The sequence below is a fragment of the Nocardioides sp. Leaf285 genome (assembly GCF_001422955.1).
In the GTDB taxonomy this organism is placed as follows: Bacteria; Actinomycetota; Actinomycetes; order Propionibacteriales; family Nocardioidaceae; genus Nocardioides; species Nocardioides kribbensis.
The window spans coordinates 628,839-644,640 of the sequence record NZ_LMNH01000002.1; the positions used below are offsets into that span (position 1 = coordinate 628,839).

Genomic DNA, 15,802 nt, shown 5'->3' on the forward strand with positions numbered 1-15,802 from the left:
GCGCAAACGTGTCAGTCGACATTCTCAGGTCGTGTTAAGATAGAGGCCTAGGAAGGGGTACCTGACATATGACATTCACCGTCGGCGAAACGGTTGTTTACCCGAACCACGGGGCCGCAGTCATCGAGGACATCGAGATGCGGACGATCAAGGGGGAGGACCGTCAGTACCTCGTCCTTCGGATCGTGGCCCAGCAAGACCTGGTCGTGCGCGTGCCGGCCTGCAACCTCGACCTGGTCGGCGTCCGCGACGTCGTCGACAAGGAGGGCCTGGAGCGCGTCTTCGACGTGCTGCGGGCGGCCCACGTGGAGGAGCCGACCAACTGGTCGCGCCGCTACAAGGCCAACCTGGAGAAGCTGCACAGCGGCGACGTCATGAAGGTGGCCGAGGTCGTGCGCGACCTGTGGCGCCGCGAGCGCGACCGCGGGCTGTCGGCCGGCGAGAAGCGGATGCTGGCCAAGGCGCGCCAGATCCTCGTCTCCGAGCTGGCCCTGGCCGAGCACACCAACGAGGACAAGGCCGAGACCCTCCTCGACGAGGTGCTCGCGTCCTGAGCCCCGACCCGACGCGTCGGGTCACCCGCACCACCGACGAGGCCCCCGGGACCACCCGGGGGCCTCGTCGCGTCGCGAGCCGTCACGCCGGGCCCGGGACGCCGTACGGTGGGCGGTCATGAGCACCGCGCCGCACGACGCCGTCCCGGTCGTCCTCCCCGACCCCGACCCCGACGTCGAGCCCGAGCCCGCCCTCGGGGCGGTCGTCGAGCAGGGGCGCGGTTCGCTGCCCTACGCGCTCATCCACGGCGAGGCGCTGGTCGCCTGCGCCTCCTGGGCGCTCGGTGACGCCGGCATCACCGCCGTCGACCTCGGCACCGGCTGGGCGGGGGTCGCCGACGCCGGCGAGCCCTTCGTGCTCCACGACGCGCTGTGCCCGATGACCCCCGCGTCGTTCCTGGCCGCCTGCGTGCGGGCCGCCGTCGAGCGCGACGCCGTCGTGGTCGGCGTGACCGGGGGCTCCGAGGGACGCCCCGACGCCGCGTCGCCGGTGGTGCTGCCGGCCGCGGTGGTGGCGCAGGTCGCGCTCGGGTCGTTCGGCGACAGTCCCTCCGGACTCGTCGACGACGGCGACCTGGACGCGCTGGTGACGGCGCTGGAGACCCACCACGAGGTGGTCCGGGTCAGGGCGCCGACCGCGGGCCGTCGGGTGACCACGCGCGAGGACGTCGTACTGCTCGAGCGCGAGACCCGCCCGGCGTCGGCCGAGGGCTGAGGTCGCGCGGGGGCCGTCTACCGTGGGGCCCATGAGCCCGGCCGCGCGATCGACGCACCCACGGGGGACCGAGGCGGTGCTCGTCGTGGGCCGACGCGACGGCCTCGCCTTCGAGGCACTCCACGGTCGACCGCTCTACCTGCACGCCGCCACCTCGTTGGTCGCGGCCCTCGCCGGCACCGAGGTCCCGGTCACGCTCCTGGTGTCCGACGCGGACCACGCCCGGGTGGCCGCCGGGTGGTCGGGAGTCGTCCGCTCCTCCCGGGGCGGCGGTGCTGTCGAGGTCATGACCCAGCAGGAGTGGTGGAGTGCGCGCTCCTCCCGCCCTGCGGGGGCCCTCCTGGTGCACGACGCCCGGTGCCCGCTGGCCTCCGCGGAGCTGCTGCGCTCGGTGCTGGACCAGCAGCTGCTCGCCCCTGAGGTCTCGCTGGCGACCTTCCGCCCGGTCACCGACACGGTGAAGACGGTCGACGAGGGACGCATCGCCGGCACCATCGACCGCGAGCGGCTCGGAGCGCTGATCGTGCCGACGGTCGTGTCCGGCGCGGTCGTCGGGCGAGCGCTGAGCGAGGGGGCGGTCCCGCCGCTCGACGACACCGCGGCCCTGGTCAGGTGGATGCGGGAGAGGGGCGACGTGGAGCTGGTCAAGGGACCCTCCCTGGCACGCCGGGTCGACGACCGCTCCGCCGTCGAGCTGCTGGAGTGCGTCGACGAGCTCAGCCGCACCGTGCGGCACTGACCAGGGCGGCCGGCCCCGCCGTCAGCGGCGCAGCAGCTCGCGGAACTCGCCGAGGAACTTCACCGGCTGACGCAGCACCGCTCGCGGTAGCTGGCGGAGGAAACCGAGCGGGTCGTCGCCGGCGCGTCGCAGCATCCGGCCCGGCTTGCTGACCACGCGTTGCTCGAGGTCGACGACGTACGCCGGGAGGAGGGCCCGCTGCGAGAGCTCCAGGTGTCGACCGCACCGCGTGCACCGCACCGCGTCGAGGAGCCGGCCCGCGTAGTGCAGCTCGTGCACGGTCAGCTCCTCGCAGCTCTCGCAGCGCAGGGAGGCCTGCTCGACGCTCACTCGTGGTCACCCCCCGGCCAGAGGTGGCGCAGCGCCGAGCGTCGCGACGGCGGAGCGGCAGCGGGATCGGGATCGGGGGTGCCCGACAGGTCGTAGCCGGCCTTGGCGAGAAGGCGCTCGGCCAGGAACAGGTCCTCGGGGAAGGTGATCTTGACGTTGCGTGCGTCGCCCTCGACGCAGTGCACGGGCAGGTCGGTGTAGCGCTCCATGCAGCTGGCGGTGTCGGTGCCGACGAAGCCGTCGCGATGGGCGCGGCGGTAGGCCTCGAGCAGGGGAGCGGCTCGGAAGGCCTGCGGCGTCTGCACGGCGACGACGCGGTCCGGAGGCTCGCTGCCGGAGTCGAGAGCGGTCAGGTGCGCCTGCTCTCGCACCGGGAGTGCTCCGCCGTGCTCCCAGGCGGCGTCGACCACCGAGGCGAAGAGAGCCGTGCCGGCGAGGGGACGCGCGGCGTCGTGGATGACGACGACGTCGACCCGGCCGGCCTCGATGTCGGGCGCGAGTGCTTGGAGGGCCTCCCACTCGGAGGCGTGGCGGCTGTCGCCGCCGGTGACGATCGTGACCTCGGGGGGGCCGACCTCGCGACCTACGGCGGCGACGACGTCGTCGCGGTCGGCTTCGCGGATGACGATCACGGTGCGCTCCACCGACGCCAGCCCACGTGCCCAGCGCACCGCCCACGTGAAGACCCGGCGACCCGCGAGGGGCAGCAGGACCTTGTTGGTCTGGTAGCCGGAGCGGCGGCCCTCGCCGGCGGCCAGCATGACGACGGCGGCCCGGGGAGCGGACACGTCCTGCGAGGACCGTCCGAGCGGACGGGAGGGGCGTGGTCGCACGCACGGAGCGTAGCGGTCACGTCGTCCTCCTCCCGATCCGCCCGGACGTCGTGCCGGGCGGGTCTGCTCAGCCCGCGACGAGCCGTCGCTGCAGGTCGCCCAGCGCCGGGACCTCGGCTCCAGGGGTGTCCATCGCCTCCTGGATGCGTCGCATCCGCACGATGAGCGAGGACTCCTCGAGGGCCACGTCCTCGTAGGTGAGGACATGGTCGACAGGGACGTCGCGGGTCAGCACGGCACCCGACAGCACCCCGAGCGGGACCAGTCCCTCCCGTGCGAAGTCCTCCGCGGGATCGATCATGCCCCGCACGGTCGCGCCGCCGATGCCGTCGATCCGCTCACCGGCCGACATGGCCCGCTTCGTCTGCGCGCCCACCTCCGCGGTCCAGTGCTCCGTGGTGAGGCTGGCACGCCCGTCGAGCACCATCTCGTAGACGGTGAGCGGCGCCTCGATGCTCGCCAGGTGGTAGGGCCGGTAGAGGGCGAAGTAGGGCCCGTCGCCCATCTGCAGGTAGCTCATCTCGTGGTGGACGTAGGGGTCCTCGGTGCGGATGACGACGAAGACGCCCGGTGCGACCGGGCCGGTGCAGTAGTCGACGACCCCGGCCTTCTCCAGGACGCCGCCGTCCTCGACGAGGGAGAACGTCTCGTGGAGGGTCGGCACGGTCGACGGCGGGCCGTGCATGCCGCGGGTGCTGACCCCCAGACCGGTGGTGTTGGCCAGCGACGCCATCTCGATCATGGCCTTCGACCCGTCGACGAAGCTCGTGAGCATCTTCGGGTTCATCTGCTTCGTCCCGGCGCGCTCGGCCAGCGACTCGGGGGTCGCGTACGGGTCGAGCGGGTTGTTCTTGCCCTTGCCGGCGCAGATGACCTCGAAGTTCAGGTCGCGTGCGTAGTCGACCAGGATCTTGGTCTCCACCGGCTCGTCGCCCCGGCACACGGAGTAGACGGCACCGGACTGGCCCGCGAGGTGGGTCAGGTAGCGGCCGACGGTGACGTCGGCCTCCACCGTCAGGGTGGCGACGTTGATCCCCGCTGCCAGCGCCTGGACCGCGACGTTGACGGCCACCTCGGGTACGCCGGTGGCCTCGACCACGACGTCCAGGGGCAGGGAGCCGAGGTCCTCGGGACGGGTGAGAGCGACGCTGCCGCCGGCCTCGACCACGCGGGCCGCGTCGTCGGGCCCGAGCGTCTCGACGGGGGTGATCCCCGCCTGGGTGAGGGCTTCCACCGCACGCTCGTGCTGGACGTCGACCACGGCGGACAGCGTGATGCCGGGCATGCGCAGCAGCTGGGCGGCGAAGCCGCGACCCATCTGACCCGCGCCCACGAGGCCGATGCGCAGCGGGCGTCCTGTCTCCTCCAGGCGGAGCTGGAGCCTGTCTCGGTAGCTCATGGGCTGCCTTCCTCTTCCGCGGTGCGGGTGATGCGGAACGTGTCGCCGACCGCGAGCAGGGGCAGGTCGCCCTTGCGCACGCAGACGTCGCCGGGCAGCTTGGCCTGGCTGCGTCCGTCGGCCTTGAGGTCGAGGTGACCCAGGTTGAGCAGGTTGTCGCCGACGACGTCACCGACGGCGAGGACCTCCAGGGAGGTGTCGCCGATGTGCACCGTGTCGCCGGGGCGGGGCCCGTCGACCGCGGTGCTCGCCGCGTGCAGCACGGAGATGTCGTGGAGCTCGGCGGGAGAGCCGTCGGCGAAGAAGATGAGGAGACCGTGGGCCAGGAAGGCCTCCACCTGGTCGCCGACCTGGGTCACGACCGACTCGTAGACCGTCGTGGTCGCGGGGCTGGTCACCGTCATGACTCCTGCACGTCCTCGGTCTTGACGCCCGAGACGAAGAGGTCCTCGGTGATGAACTGCGCGAGCGGCCCGGCCGGGCTCGTGGCGTGGATGTCGACCGTCTTGACCTTCTTCATCGGGTAGACCCCGACTCGCGCCGTCCCGCCGCAGTCGATGACGGCGACCGCGATCTTGTCGAAGGGCGCCGAGCTCTTGAAGCCGTCGAAGGCCTCGCCGCCGGTGAGCTCGGCGATGCGCTGGGCCACCGGGTGGATCCCGCCGCCGGTGATGGAGGCGATGAGGGGCTTCTCGCTGGTGGGCGTGATGGTGAGGGGCCCTCCCCATCCTCCCCGGCCCTTGCTGACCTTGACGGACTTGTAGTCGCTCATGGTTGTCCTTGTGTGTTGGTGGGGGTGGTGGGTCAGCTCGAGGCGCTGTAGAGGCCGAAGCTGGCGAAGTAGGCGATGACGACCGACAGCGGACCCGTCACCAGGCGTGAGATCAGCACGGCGGGTACGCCCACCTCGACGGTCTCCGGCTCCGCCTCGCCGAGGGCGAGACCGACGGGGATGAAGTCGCACCCGACCTGCGGGTCGATCGCGAACAGCGCCGGAAGCGCATACTGCGGCGGGATGTCGCCCTCGCCGATGCGCGTGCCGAGGATGACCCCGACGACCTGGGCGATGACGGCTCCCGGGCCCAGGACGGGGGAGAGGATCGGGATCGAGCAGAAGACGCTGATCGCGAGCAGGCCGAGCAGGTTGCCGGCCAGCGGCTCCACGAGGTGGGCCAGCAGGTCGCCGAGTCCTGACTCCTGGATGATGCCGATCAGCACCGCGATGAAGGCGATGAACGGCAGGATGTTGCGGATGACGGTCTCGATCGTGTCGCGACCCGACTGGTAGAGCGTGTTGACGACTCCGCCGACGGACTTGCCGACACCGACCAGGGCGCGGTTCACGGCATCGACGCTCTTGCCCGAGCCGCCCTTGTTCGGGGTGGGGGTGGTAGTGCTCATGCCGCGACCTCCTGGGTGGTGCCGCGGCGCGAGAGCATCCGGGCGGTGATGAGCTCGGTCAGGATGCCGCGGATCAGGATCACCACGAGGCCGACCAGCAGGTAGCGGACCGCGAGGTCGCTGGTGCCGAGCCCCAGGGTGGTGATACCGGCGGCGATGCCGAGGTAGACGAACAGCTCACCGGCGTTGGCGTGCGGGAAGATGCCGGTGATCGGGTGCACGAAGCTGACGGCCGAGTCGTAGAAGGCCGGCTTGTAGCGCTCGGGCAGGAAGCGCCCCATCGTGTAGCACATGGGGTTGGTGAGGAAGAAGACCGACAGCATGGGGAACAGCAGGTAGCGGACCGGGTACCACTGGACACCCGGCCGCGCGGCGTACTCGCCGAGCTTGTCGATGCGCTCGGGCCCGATCCAGCGGATGAGGGCGTTGACCGCGGTCAGCAGGACGATCAGGGTCGGCAGGATGCCGGTGACGAGGCCGACGAAGACCTCGCCGCCCGCCTGGAACAGCCCGATGAACCACTCGGCGCCGTGGGCCAGCGCGCCGAAGACGCCGGACGGCTCCTCGATCTGGGGATCGGCGGCGAGCGGCAGCAGGGCCGCGGCCGTGAAGGTGAATGGCATGATGGAACTCCTCGTCGAGTAGGCCTCCCTCAGGAGGGCCAGTCGGTGATGCTTGCCCGGCATCGTGTGTGTGGTCGGCGGGTGGGCCCGCTCGACCGAGGTGCCTCTCGCCGGCTCCGGGCTCCACCCCGGGTCCGGTGAGAGTGGTGCTGCTAGGCCGTGGCCCGAGCCGCCGTCCTGTCCCGCGCCCGCAGGAGCTCGACGGCCTGGCGGGCCGCGTCGCGCTGCTGTGTGGAGAGCGTGGGGAAGTCCTTGTCGCCGAGGACGTGGTTGGTCCTGGCGTCGATCAGCGCGGGCACCGGTCGGGCCCGGGCGAAGGTGGTGAAGCCGCGCAGCGTCAGTGCCTCGCGGATGATGCCGTGCTCGTCGACGGCGAGCGCGACGAAGGCGCGGCCGCCGCGGTAGCGCCGACCGGCCGCGCCGACGCTCACCGTGCCCGAGCGGCGCAGGTCCCGCACGGCGGCGTTGAAGGCCATCGACTGCTTGTAGGCGAGCAGCAGCTGCACGGCCCAACCGGCGACGACGGCGGCGAGGACGAGGATCCATGAAGCGGGCATCTCAGGCACCTCCGGTGCTGTCGGGGCGGGTGCGTGCGGCACTGATGAGGCCGCGCGCGAGGGTCTCGTCGCAGACGAGCGAGTCGATGAGGTGGCCGCGCAGTGCTCCCAGGACGCCGGGGATCTTGGCCCGGCCCCAGGTGACGCCCACGACGTGGGGGATCTCGAGGAGCGTGGGCAGGTCCACACCGAGGACGCGGTCGTCGACCGCGCCCTGGATCGGTCGGCCCTCGGCGTCGTAGTAGCGCGCGGCGACGTCACCGACCGGGCCCGCGGCCCAGAAGGCGTCGAGCTCGGCCGGGGCGAGGTTCAGGGACTCCAGGATCGCCGACGACGACCCGTGGGTCGGGGTGCCGATGCCCACCAGCGCGAGGTCGGCCCGGGCGGCCTCGGTAAGCGCGTCGGCGATCGAGGACTCGCCGAGCAGCGCGTCACGTGAGCGTCGCGTCTCGAGGGTCGCCGGGGCGTGCAGGAACCGGTACTCGGCACCGAGACGCACGGCGAGCTCGCGGACCAGCTCCTGTCCGCTGATCTCGTTGCTGATCGACGACAGGCCTCCGACGAGCTGGACGAGTGAGAGGCGGTGGTGCTCGGTCTGGGCGGTCGTCGCGTAGACCATGGCCTGCAGGGCCTGGCCCCACGAGAGGGCCACGGTCATGGCGTCCTTGAGGTTGTCCAGCAGCAGGCGCGCCGCCTGGGTGCCGACCTGGTCCTCGATGCGCAGACCCGCCACGAGGCCGGCGTGGGCCACACGCACGTCACGCAGACCGAACCGGTCGCGCAGCTCGTCCTCGAGGTCGTGGACGCGTCCCTCGGGGTCGTTGATGCGGATCTCGACGATGCCCTGGTTCTGCGCCTCGGTGAGCATGCGCGACACGTTGGACCGGCTCGTGCCCAGGGCGTCTGCGACCTGCGCCTGCGAGCGGCCCTGGACGTAGTACATCCGGGCTGCGGCGAGCAGCATCGCGGGATCGCGGGGAGTGGGCATGTTCACCTCTGTGCGGAAGGTCGATCACATATGTGCTCGATCATGTAAGCGTGTGAGCCGGGTCACGTCAAGGGTCGAACGTGATCATCTTGGGAACGGTCGGGCACGGTCGGCAGGAAACGGGCCGCGGGGCGGGGGGATCCGGGCGGGGCGCGACCGCTGGCGCGACCGCCCGGGTCGGGCGGTCGCGCCAGCGGCGGTCTCAGAGTGCGCCGTCGAGCCGGTGTTGGATCCTCTCGAGCAGCTGCGCGGCGTGCGCCCCGTCGGCCACCCGGTGGTCGACCGTCAGGCCTGCGTGGAGGGTCAGGGCCAGTCCGACGCCGCCGGGCACGGCGACCGGACGCTGTGCGATGCCGCCGAGGCTGAGCACGCTCGCCTGTGGCGGGGTGAGCAGTGCCTGGAAGCGGTCGACGCCCATGCCTCCGAGATTGGAGAGCGAGGCGTTGGCCAGCCCCATGTAGCTCGGGTCGAGGCGTCCGGCGTGGGCGGAGGTGACGACGGCGCGGATCTCGCCGTCGAGATCCGCGGCGGTGTCGACGTCGGGCTCGGTGAACGTCGGGACCAGCAGTCCGCGGTCGGTGGCCACGGCCAGCGCGATCGACGGCGGCGTGGAGGGGCCGGGCCGACCGTCCTCCCACCGGCTGAGCAGCTCGGGCACCTCGCGCAGCGATGCGGCGTAGGCACGCAGCAGCACGGTGGTCCAGGACAGCCGCCCGCGGCGAGCGTCGGCGGCGTCGAGTCGCAGCTCGCGCCACACGGTGAACTGCGGCACCGCCGCGCTCGGGGCCATCGCGCGGGCCACGGCGACCCGGATCGCCGTACGCCGGTCCTGCGGGGCCTTGGCCGGCCGAGAGGCCGCGTCGGTCGTGCTCGGCGCCCGGGGGGCCGCGGGTGCGGGGGCAGCGGGCCCGGCGGTCACGGCGGGCGTGGCGGGTGTCGGGGCCGCGGGGGAGTCCGTCGCCGAGGCGACGAGGGCCTCGATGTCGCCGACGCGCACGAGGCCCTCGGGCCCGGTGCCGGTGACGGCGCCGAGGTCGATGCCGTGCTGCCGGGCCAGGGCGCGCGCCCGCGGGACCGCGGCGGCCGGTCCGGCAGACGCTCCCTGGTCCGCCTCGGGCGGGGCGAGCGGGGCCCGGGTCTCCGCGGCCAGCGTGGTCGAGGGGGCCTCGGTGTCCGGGACGCCCAGGTCGCCGGGGTCCGTCGAGGGGGTGACCGGCTCGGGCTCCGGGTCCGGCTCGGACAGGAGGTCGCCGAAGGCGCCGCCGTCATCCTCTCCCTCGACCCAGGCGATCGGCTCGCCCACGTCGACCAGGCCGGTCTCGACCACGATCTCGACCAGGGTGCCGGAGACGGTGCTCTCGACCTCCATGTCGACCTTGTCGGTCATGACCTCGCACACGACATCGCCGGTCTCGACGACGTCGCCGACCTTGACCATCCAGGACGAGACCTCGCCCTCGGTCATGGTCATCGACATCTTGGGCATGCGGATGGCCAGTCGTGCCATCAGGACTCCTTCATGAGCGTCAGGGCCGCGTCGACGATGTCGTCGACCTGTGGCACGGAGGCGCGCTCCAGCTGTGGCGCGTAGGGGATGGGGGCGTCGAGGCCGCTGAGGCGGCGCACGGGAGCAAGGAGGCGGTAGAGCGTCGGGGACTCGGTGATGCGGGCGGCGATCTCCGCGGTGAAGCCGGCATGGCCCGGCGCCTCCTGCACGAGCAGGGCGCGCCCGGTCCGGGAGACGTCCTCGAGGATCGGGGCGTCGTCGAGCGGGGTGAGGGTCCGCGGGTCGAGCACGGAGACGTCCACGCCCTCGTCGGCCAGGACGGCGGCGGCGTCGAGGGCCCGGGAGACCATCACGCCGGTGGCCACGACGGTGAGGTCGGCGCCCCTGCGGTGCACCGCCGTCCGTCCGAGCGGGACGCGGAGCGGCTCGACGGGGACCGGCCCCGACGTGCGGTAGAGGAGCTTGTGCTCGAGGAAGATGACCGGGTTGGGGTCGTCGATGGCCGAGAGCAGCAGGCCCTTGGCGTCGGCGGGGGTGGCCGGCATGACCACCTTCAGGCCCGGCACGTGCGCGAACCACGCCTCGAGGCTCTGGGAGTGCTGGGCGGCGGCGCCCGTGCCGGAGCCGAGAGGGGCTCGCAGCACCATCGGCACGCTCGCCGCGCCCCCGAGCATGAAGTGGATCTTGGCGGCCTGGTTGACGATCTGGTCCATCGCCTGGTTGGTGAAGTCGGAGAACTGGATCTCGACGATCGGACGCATGCCGGCCAGTGCGGCGCCGACGGCGGCGCCGACGATGCCGAGCTCGGAGATGGGCGTGTCGCGGATGCGCTCGCCGCCGAAGCGGTGGAAGAGGTCGCCGCTCACGCCGAAGGCTCCGCCGTAGACGCCGATGTCCTCGCCGAGCATGAAGACGCGGTCGTCGGCCTCCATGGCCTGGCCGATCGCCTCGCGCACGGCTTCGGAGTAGGTGAGGTCGCGCTCGCCGGCGGTCGGTGCGCCCGGGTCGAGGGTGGTGCTGGTCATGGTCGTTGCTCCTGTGCGGTGGGGTCGGGTGGGCCGCGGCGGGTCAGGCCGGGGCGAAGACGGCGTCGAGGAGGTCGGAGGGGTCGGCGTCGGGTGCGGCGTTGGCGGCACGCACGGCCTCGCGCATGGCCTGCATGGCCTCGTCGCGCACGGCCTGCACGGCGGCCTCGTCGAGGAGCCCGCGCTCCTGGACGACGGCCTCGAACCGCACGATCGGGTCCAGGGCCCGCCACTCGGCGATCTCCTCCTTGGTCCGGTAGAGGTTCTTGTCGGACTTGGAGTGGCCCTTCCACCGGTACGTGACGTTCTCGACCAGGGTGGGTCCCGCGCCCGAGCGGGCCCGGGCGACCGCGTCGGCGACCGCGGCGTGGACCGCCTCGACGTCGTTGCCGTCGACCGTGACGCCCGGGATGCCGTAGGCCGAGGCACGGTCGGCGACGTGCGCGACCGCCATCGACTTCTCCGTGGAGAAGGACATGCCGTACTTGTTGTTCTCGCAGATGAAGACCACCGGCAGCTTCCAGATGGCCGCCAGGTTGACCGCCTCGTGGAAGGCGCCCTCGTTGGCCGCGCCGTCGCCGAAGAAGCAGGCCACCACGCGGTCCTCGCCGCGCAGCTGGTAGGCCAGCGCGGCGCCCGTGGCGATCGGGATGCCGCCCGCGACGATGCCGTTGGCGCCGAGGTTGCCGGTGGCGACGTCGGCGATGTGCATGGAGCCGCCCCGACCACGGCAGTAACCGGTCTCCTTGGCCAGGAGCTCGGCCATCATCCGCGTCAGATCGGCCCCCTTGCCGATGCAGTGTCCGTGCCCGCGGTGGGTGGAGGTGATGGCGTCGTCGCTGCGCAGGGCCATGCAGGCGCCGGTAGCCGACGCCTCCTGGCCGATCGAGAGGTGCATCGTGCCGTGCATGAGCCCGCGAGCGAAGAGGTCGTCGACCGCCTCCTCGAAGCGGCGGATGGTCCACATGGTCAGCAGCGCGTGACGCGCGCGTCCGGCGTCGGCGAGAGGGGCAGAGGTCACAGGAGGCTCCTTTGCACATATGTGCATATGTCAGTCACGGATGTTCAGACTGTAGGTGACCCAGGTCACCGCCCACAAGAGGTCGCCGCGCAGGAAGGGTTTTCACGCCCGTAACACGGCGAAACCGGCACCGAACACGCCAGACCTAGCGTCGACCGGGTGAAGGAGGCACCTCCATGGCGATGACTCGGCCCGCCGGAGGGCGCGGATGACCCCGCGTCCGGCACGCGCAGCCAGCCAGGACGAGTGGCAGCCGGTCTGCCGCGTCGTGGACCTGGAGGTCGACCGTGGCGCCACCGCGCTGGTCCACGGCCAGGCCGTCGCGCTGTTCCGGCGCGCCGACGACACCGTCTACGCCCTCGGCAACCACGACCCGTTCGCCAAGGCCTCGGTGCTCGCCCGTGGGATCGTGGGTCAGCGCTCCGGGGTGCCCTTCGTGGCCTCCCCGGCGCACAAGCACGCCTTCGATCTGCGCACCGGCCGCTGCCTCGACGACCTCGGGGTCTCGGTGCCGGTCTACTGCGTCAAGGTGCTCGACGGCGTCGTGCACGTCGGGCACCGCAAGGTCGACGCCGCCTGATCCGGCCGCCGTGGCCCGGGGTCACTCCTGCTGGTGGGCGGTCCGTGGTGTCGTCTCCTCGCCCAGCCCCTGCAGTAGCGCGGTGGCGACGGCCGCGACGCCCTCGCCGCGCCCGGTGAGGCCGAGGCCGTCGGTGGTGGTGGCCGAGACCGACACCGGTGCGCCCACGGCGGCGCCGAGCGCGGCCTGGGCCTCGGCACGGCGCGGGCCGACCTTGGGCCGGTTGCCGATGACCTGCACGGCGACGTGGGTGATGGTGAAGCCGGCCTCGCGGACCCGTCGCGCGGTCTCGGCGAGCAGCGTGGCCCCCGAGGCGCCGGCCCAGGCGGGCTCCGCGGTGCCGAAGTGGGAGCCGAGGTCGCCGATACCGGCCGCCGAGAGCAGCGCGTCGCAGCAGGCGTGGGCGGCGACGTCGGCGTCGGAGTGGCCCTCCAGCCCGTGGGTCTCCTCGGGCCAGGCCAGCCCGGCCAGGTGCATCGCGCGGCCCTCGACGAGCCGGTGGACGTCGGTGCCGATGCCGACGCGGGGTCCTGACGGGGGTTCGTGCACGCGATGATGATGCCTGAGCCACAATCAAGAGGTGGAACGCCCCCGTGACCTCTGGCCCCCGGCCGGCCTCGTCGCCGGCTGGGCCGGCCTGCTGACCAGCTACGCGGCGGCGATGCTCATGACCATCCGCGAGTCGCCGGTCGTGGCGATCGCGGAGCTGGTCATCCGCCTCACGCCCGGCCCGGTGGCCGAGCGGGCCATCCGCTTCCTGGGCACCTTCGACAAGCCCTTCCTGGTGCTCGTCATCCTGCTGCTGGTCTCGTGGCTCTTCTGGGGCACGGGTCGCCTGGCGCGCACCCGCTGGTGGGCGCCGGTGCTCGTCTACTCGCTGCTCGCGGCGCTCGCCGCGACCGCGGTGCTGCTCCAGCGCAGCGCCGGCTCGATCGACCTGGTGCCCGTCGCGGTCGGCTACGTCACCTGGGTGGTGTGCCTCTCGCTGCTCACCGAGCCGCTGCGCCGCGCCGAGCGGCTCACGGCGGCGGCCGCCGCGGTCGACGGCGCCGACCCGCTCGCGCAGGGCGCCGACCGCGCGACGCGTCGTACGTTCCTGCTGCGGGCGGGGCTGATCGCCGGCGTCGGTGTCGTGCTCGGCGTGGCCGGGCGCGTCCTCGGCTCCGGGCGACGCCACGTGGAGGAGACCCGGCGGCTGCTGAAGCTCGACGGCGTCACGGAGCCGACGCTGCCGACCGGGGCGCGGCTGCCGGTGGAGGGCATCTCGTCGTGGATGACCCCGAACGACGACTTCTACCTCATCCACACCGCCATCGTGGTGCCGACCATCGAGCCGGTCGACTGGTCGCTGCGCATCCACGGGATGGTCGACCGCGAGGTCGTCGTGACCTACCAGGACCTGCTCGACAGCGAGACCACCGAGGCCTGGATCACCCTGAACTGCGTGTCCAACCCGGTCGGCGGCACGCTCATCGGCAACGCCTGGTGGAGCGGGGTGCGCGTCGCCGACCTGCTCGAGCGCGCCGGGGTCCAGGACGGTGCCGACTGCGTGCTCCAGACCTCGGAGGACGGCTGGAACTGCTCGACCCCGCTGGCGGCCCTCACCGACGGGCGCGACGCGATGCTCGCAGTGGCCATGAACGGCAAGCCGCTGCCCATCGACCACGGCTTCCCCGTGCGCACGATCGTGCCCGGGCTCTACGGCTACGTCTCGGGCACGAAGTGGGTCGTCGACTACGAGGTCACCCGCTTCGAGGACGTCGACGCCTACTGGACCCAGCGCGGCTGGGGCGAGATGGGCCCCGTGAAGATGTCCTCGCGCGTCGACGTGCCTGCCTCCGGGGCCGAGGTCGCCGCCGGCGAGGTCCGCTTCGGCGGCGTCGCCTGGTCGCAGCACACCGGCATCTCGGCGGTGGAGTTCAGCGTCGACGGCGGACCGTGGCTGCCCGCCGAGCTGGGCCGGGTGCCGAGCGACGACACCTGGGTGCAGTGGACCGGCACGGCCGAGGTCGAGCCCGGCGACCACCTCGTGCGGGTGCGGGCCACCGACGCCGACGGCCTCGTGCAGACCGCCGTCGAGCGCGACGTGCTGCCCGACGGGGCCACCGGCCTCGACGCCCGCGACTTCACCGCCTCCGCCTAGGGCGTCACCAGTTGGAGTGCTCGCGCGGCGCGGGCAGGGGGTGCTCGGCGTCGGTGACGAGGTAGGCCAGCCCGCCGGAGGTGGGCAGCCAGGCGTCCTCGAACTGTCCGCGGTCGTAGGTGCGGCGCACGCCGGTGCGGTCGCGGGCGGCGGGGTCGTTGACCACCACGTCGCCCGAGGCGGTGAAGCCCACGATGACCAGCAGGTGGCCGTTGGAGGCCGAGATCGGCGCGCCCGAGAGCTCGCCGGAGCCGAAGGAGATCGAGGCGATCACCGGGATGCCCGCCTTGATCATCAGCTCGGCCTCGCGCAGCGAGCGCAGCCGGGTCACGAAGGCGCCGCCGCCCTCGGGCGAGGTGGTGTGCAGCGCGGCGAAGGCGGTGTTGAAGGGCCAGTTGCCGGTGCCGTCGTAGGCGTGGTCGTAGGTGCTGCGGGCGGCGGCGTCGACCCACGGGTCGACGTGGCCCTCGCCGACCCAGGAGTAGGAGCCGGGGGAGGGCAGGGCGTCGTAGTAGGCCAGGACCATCGAGGTCGAGGTGGGGGAGCACCACGCCTCGCCGCCGCCGCCCCACTGCGGGTAGTGGCCCTGGTGGATCATCTGGGAGTAGCGGGGCACGTCGAGCACCACGCCGCGGGCCACGCCGGGCCTGGAGGTGGTGACGTCGCCGGTGGGCAGCCGCGAGGACATCGCCCCGACCGAGCCGAAGGACGGCGCCTTGGTCGACGCGCCCGCGCGCCGCATCAGCGAGACCCGCACCTGCCAGGCCGCCATGCCGGCCGTGCCGCCCACCTTCCAGGTGTCGACGTCGACGGAGGTGTCGTCGTCGTCCTGGCCGGAGACGGTGGTGCGCTGGACGAAGCGGTCGTCGGCGGCCCAGCGGCCGAGGGTGTCCCAGCCGGTCACCCTCCCGGCGGGGCCGCGGCCGCGGACCTCGACCTCGACCCAGCTGTCGCCGGGGGTGCGCGCCTCCCACGAGGCCACGAGCTGGGTCAGGCCGAAGCCCGGCTCGACCCAGCGGCCGGTCCAGCGGCCCACGTCGTAGGTGCGCCCGTCGTAGCCGCGGGTGGCCACGGGCTCGCCGAGGAAGACGCGGTCGCGGGCGACGCGGGTGCCGGCCAGCTGTCCCGCGCGGAAGGCCTTCGCGCCCTCGAAGCGGGTCTGGTCGACCTGCCGGGTGCTGGCGCGCCGCTCGGCCGGCGCCGGGTCCGCCGACGCGGAGCCGGTCGCGGCGGTCGCGGGGGCCAGCGGCGCGACGAGGGCGGCGCCGAGCAGGGCGCCGAGCAGGCGGGAGGCGGCGGGACGGCGGGGAGGACGCATGCCGCCACGATAAGTCACTCCCGTCACAGCAGTCACAGGATCCGGGGATGCGCCGGGCGGGGCCCCGCG

At 72.8% G+C, this 15,802-nt stretch carries 19 protein-coding genes; 5 read left to right on the forward strand and 14 right to left on the reverse strand.

Annotated features, from left to right (window positions below; genetic code table 11):
- Positions 1-68: 68 nt before the first annotated feature.
- The 3 genes from ASF47_RS08190 to ASF47_RS08200 all read left to right on the forward strand — a co-directional run bounded on the left by ASF47_RS08190 (position 69) and on the right by ASF47_RS08200 (position 2,008).
- A complete protein-coding gene (locus tag ASF47_RS08190) occupies positions 69-554 on the forward strand; it encodes a CarD family transcriptional regulator (protein WP_056863477.1) in 486 nt (161 codons plus the stop codon).
- Positions 555-672: 118 nt separating this feature from the next.
- The gene (locus ASF47_RS08195) at positions 673-1,269 is read left to right on the forward strand and encodes a hypothetical protein (RefSeq protein WP_056863478.1); all 597 of its coding nucleotides are present in this window, start codon (positions 673-675) and stop codon (positions 1,267-1,269) included.
- 31 nt (positions 1,270-1,300) lie between these two features.
- Complete coding sequence (locus ASF47_RS08200; protein WP_082500119.1) at positions 1,301-2,008, forward strand: 2-C-methyl-D-erythritol 4-phosphate cytidylyltransferase; 708 nt, start codon at positions 1,301-1,303, stop codon at positions 2,006-2,008.
- Positions 2,009-2,029: 21 nt separating this feature from the next.
- On the opposite strand, the gene ASF47_RS08205 is transcribed toward ASF47_RS08200, so the two are convergent.
- From ASF47_RS08205 to ASF47_RS08260, 12 genes are all read right to left on the reverse strand, one after another.
- Entirely contained in the window at positions 2,030-2,338 is a 309-nt protein-coding gene (locus tag ASF47_RS08205) for a hypothetical protein (protein WP_056863480.1), read from the reverse strand.
- Positions 2,335-3,126, reverse strand: coding sequence for an IspD/TarI family cytidylyltransferase (locus tag ASF47_RS08210; protein ID WP_235558681.1), 792 nt, complete (start codon positions 3,124-3,126; stop codon positions 2,335-2,337). Before ASF47_RS08210 ends, ASF47_RS08205 begins: the two co-directional genes overlap by 4 nt.
- Before the next feature lie 112 nt (positions 3,127-3,238).
- Complete coding sequence (locus ASF47_RS08215) at positions 3,239-4,570, reverse strand: NAD(P)H-dependent oxidoreductase (RefSeq protein ID WP_056863481.1); 1,332 nt, start codon at positions 4,568-4,570, stop codon at positions 3,239-3,241.
- Entirely contained in the window at positions 4,567-4,968 is a 402-nt protein-coding gene (locus ASF47_RS08220) for a PTS glucitol/sorbitol transporter subunit IIA (RefSeq protein ID WP_056863482.1), read from the reverse strand. Before ASF47_RS08220 ends, ASF47_RS08215 begins: the two co-directional genes overlap by 4 nt.
- Positions 4,969-4,970: 2 nt before the next feature.
- A complete protein-coding gene (locus ASF47_RS08225; protein WP_056863483.1) occupies positions 4,971-5,342 on the reverse strand; it encodes a hypothetical protein in 372 nt (123 codons plus the stop codon).
- A 32-nt stretch (positions 5,343-5,374) separates the two neighbouring features.
- Complete coding sequence (locus ASF47_RS08230; protein WP_082500121.1) at positions 5,375-5,971, reverse strand: PTS glucitol/sorbitol transporter subunit IIB; 597 nt, start codon at positions 5,969-5,971, stop codon at positions 5,375-5,377.
- Entirely contained in the window at positions 5,968-6,594 is a 627-nt protein-coding gene (gene srlA, locus ASF47_RS08235; RefSeq protein ID WP_082500122.1) for a PTS glucitol/sorbitol transporter subunit IIC, read from the reverse strand. Before srlA ends, ASF47_RS08230 begins: the two co-directional genes overlap by 4 nt.
- Before the next feature lie 152 nt (positions 6,595-6,746).
- Positions 6,747-7,151 carry a transcriptional regulator GutM gene (locus ASF47_RS08240; protein WP_056863484.1) on the reverse strand — a complete coding sequence of 135 codons (405 nt, stop codon included), beginning with the start codon at positions 7,149-7,151 and terminating at the stop codon, positions 6,747-6,749.
- A 1-nt stretch (position 7,152) separates the two neighbouring features.
- The gene (locus tag ASF47_RS08245) at positions 7,153-8,139 is read right to left on the reverse strand and encodes a sugar-binding transcriptional regulator (protein ID WP_056863485.1); all 987 of its coding nucleotides are present in this window, start codon (positions 8,137-8,139) and stop codon (positions 7,153-7,155) included.
- 202 nt (positions 8,140-8,341) lie between these two features.
- Positions 8,342-9,646 carry a dihydrolipoamide acetyltransferase family protein gene (locus tag ASF47_RS08250; protein WP_056863486.1) on the reverse strand — a complete coding sequence of 435 codons (1,305 nt, stop codon included), beginning with the start codon at positions 9,644-9,646 and terminating at the stop codon, positions 8,342-8,344.
- Complete coding sequence (locus tag ASF47_RS08255; RefSeq protein WP_056863487.1) at positions 9,646-10,671, reverse strand: alpha-ketoacid dehydrogenase subunit beta; 1,026 nt, start codon at positions 10,669-10,671, stop codon at positions 9,646-9,648. Before ASF47_RS08255 ends, ASF47_RS08250 begins: the two co-directional genes overlap by 1 nt.
- A 43-nt stretch (positions 10,672-10,714) precedes the next feature.
- Positions 10,715-11,692 (reverse strand): thiamine pyrophosphate-dependent dehydrogenase E1 component subunit alpha, encoded by a 978-nt coding sequence (locus ASF47_RS08260; protein ID WP_200918988.1) that lies wholly within the window; start codon positions 11,690-11,692, stop codon positions 10,715-10,717.
- Positions 11,693-11,900: 208 nt separating this feature from the next.
- Between ASF47_RS08260 and nirD the strand changes: the two genes are divergently transcribed.
- Positions 11,901-12,272: a nitrite reductase small subunit NirD gene (nirD, locus tag ASF47_RS08265; protein ID WP_056863489.1), complete on the forward strand. Its 372-nt coding sequence runs from the start codon at positions 11,901-11,903 to the stop codon at positions 12,270-12,272.
- A 21-nt stretch (positions 12,273-12,293) separates the two neighbouring features.
- Here the strand turns inward: nirD and ispF are convergent, their stop codons facing one another.
- Positions 12,294-12,821, reverse strand: coding sequence for a 2-C-methyl-D-erythritol 2,4-cyclodiphosphate synthase (gene ispF / locus ASF47_RS08270; RefSeq protein WP_056863490.1), 528 nt, complete (start codon positions 12,819-12,821; stop codon positions 12,294-12,296).
- 31 nt (positions 12,822-12,852) lie between these two features.
- On the opposite strand from ispF, the gene ASF47_RS08275 reads away from it, so the two are divergent.
- Positions 12,853-14,415 carry a molybdopterin-dependent oxidoreductase gene (locus ASF47_RS08275; RefSeq protein ID WP_056863491.1) on the forward strand — a complete coding sequence of 521 codons (1,563 nt, stop codon included), beginning with the start codon at positions 12,853-12,855 and terminating at the stop codon, positions 14,413-14,415.
- A gap of 4 nt (positions 14,416-14,419) precedes the next feature.
- Here the strand turns inward: ASF47_RS08275 and ASF47_RS08280 are convergent, their stop codons facing one another.
- Positions 14,420-15,733: a C39 family peptidase gene (locus ASF47_RS08280; protein WP_056863492.1), complete on the reverse strand. Its 1,314-nt coding sequence runs from the start codon at positions 15,731-15,733 to the stop codon at positions 14,420-14,422.
- Positions 15,734-15,802: the final 69 nt, after the last annotated feature.

Excerpts from the sequence above, each read along its gene's own strand:
- ASF47_RS08190 (WP_056863477.1), top strand. The coding sequence starts at position 69 with ATGACATTCACCGTCGGCGAAACGGTTGTTTACCCGAACCACGGGGCC.
- ASF47_RS08195 (WP_056863478.1), top strand. The coding sequence starts at position 673 with ATGAGCACCGCGCCGCACGACGCCGTCCCGGTCGTCCTCCCCGACCCC.
- ASF47_RS08200 (WP_082500119.1), top strand. The coding sequence starts at position 1,301 with ATGAGCCCGGCCGCGCGATCGACGCACCCACGGGGGACCGAGGCGGTG.
- ASF47_RS08215 (WP_056863481.1), bottom strand. The coding sequence starts at position 4,570 with ATGAGCTACCGAGACAGGCTCCAGCTCCGCCTGGAGGAGACAGGACGC.
- ASF47_RS08225 (WP_056863483.1), bottom strand. The coding sequence starts at position 5,342 with ATGAGCGACTACAAGTCCGTCAAGGTCAGCAAGGGCCGGGGAGGATGG.
- ASF47_RS08230 (WP_082500121.1), bottom strand. The coding sequence starts at position 5,971 with ATGAGCACTACCACCCCCACCCCGAACAAGGGCGGCTCGGGCAAGAGC.
- srlA (WP_082500122.1), bottom strand. The coding sequence starts at position 6,594 with ATGCCATTCACCTTCACGGCCGCGGCCCTGCTGCCGCTCGCCGCCGAT.
- ASF47_RS08240 (WP_056863484.1), bottom strand. The coding sequence starts at position 7,151 with ATGCCCGCTTCATGGATCCTCGTCCTCGCCGCCGTCGTCGCCGGTTGG.
- ASF47_RS08245 (WP_056863485.1), bottom strand. The coding sequence starts at position 8,139 with ATGCCCACTCCCCGCGATCCCGCGATGCTGCTCGCCGCAGCCCGGATG.
- ASF47_RS08250 (WP_056863486.1), bottom strand. The coding sequence starts at position 9,646 with ATGGCACGACTGGCCATCCGCATGCCCAAGATGTCGATGACCATGACC.
- ASF47_RS08255 (WP_056863487.1), bottom strand. The coding sequence starts at position 10,671 with ATGACCAGCACCACCCTCGACCCGGGCGCACCGACCGCCGGCGAGCGC.
- nirD (WP_056863489.1), top strand. The coding sequence starts at position 11,901 with ATGACCCCGCGTCCGGCACGCGCAGCCAGCCAGGACGAGTGGCAGCCG.
- ASF47_RS08280 (WP_056863492.1), bottom strand. The coding sequence starts at position 15,733 with ATGCGTCCTCCCCGCCGTCCCGCCGCCTCCCGCCTGCTCGGCGCCCTG.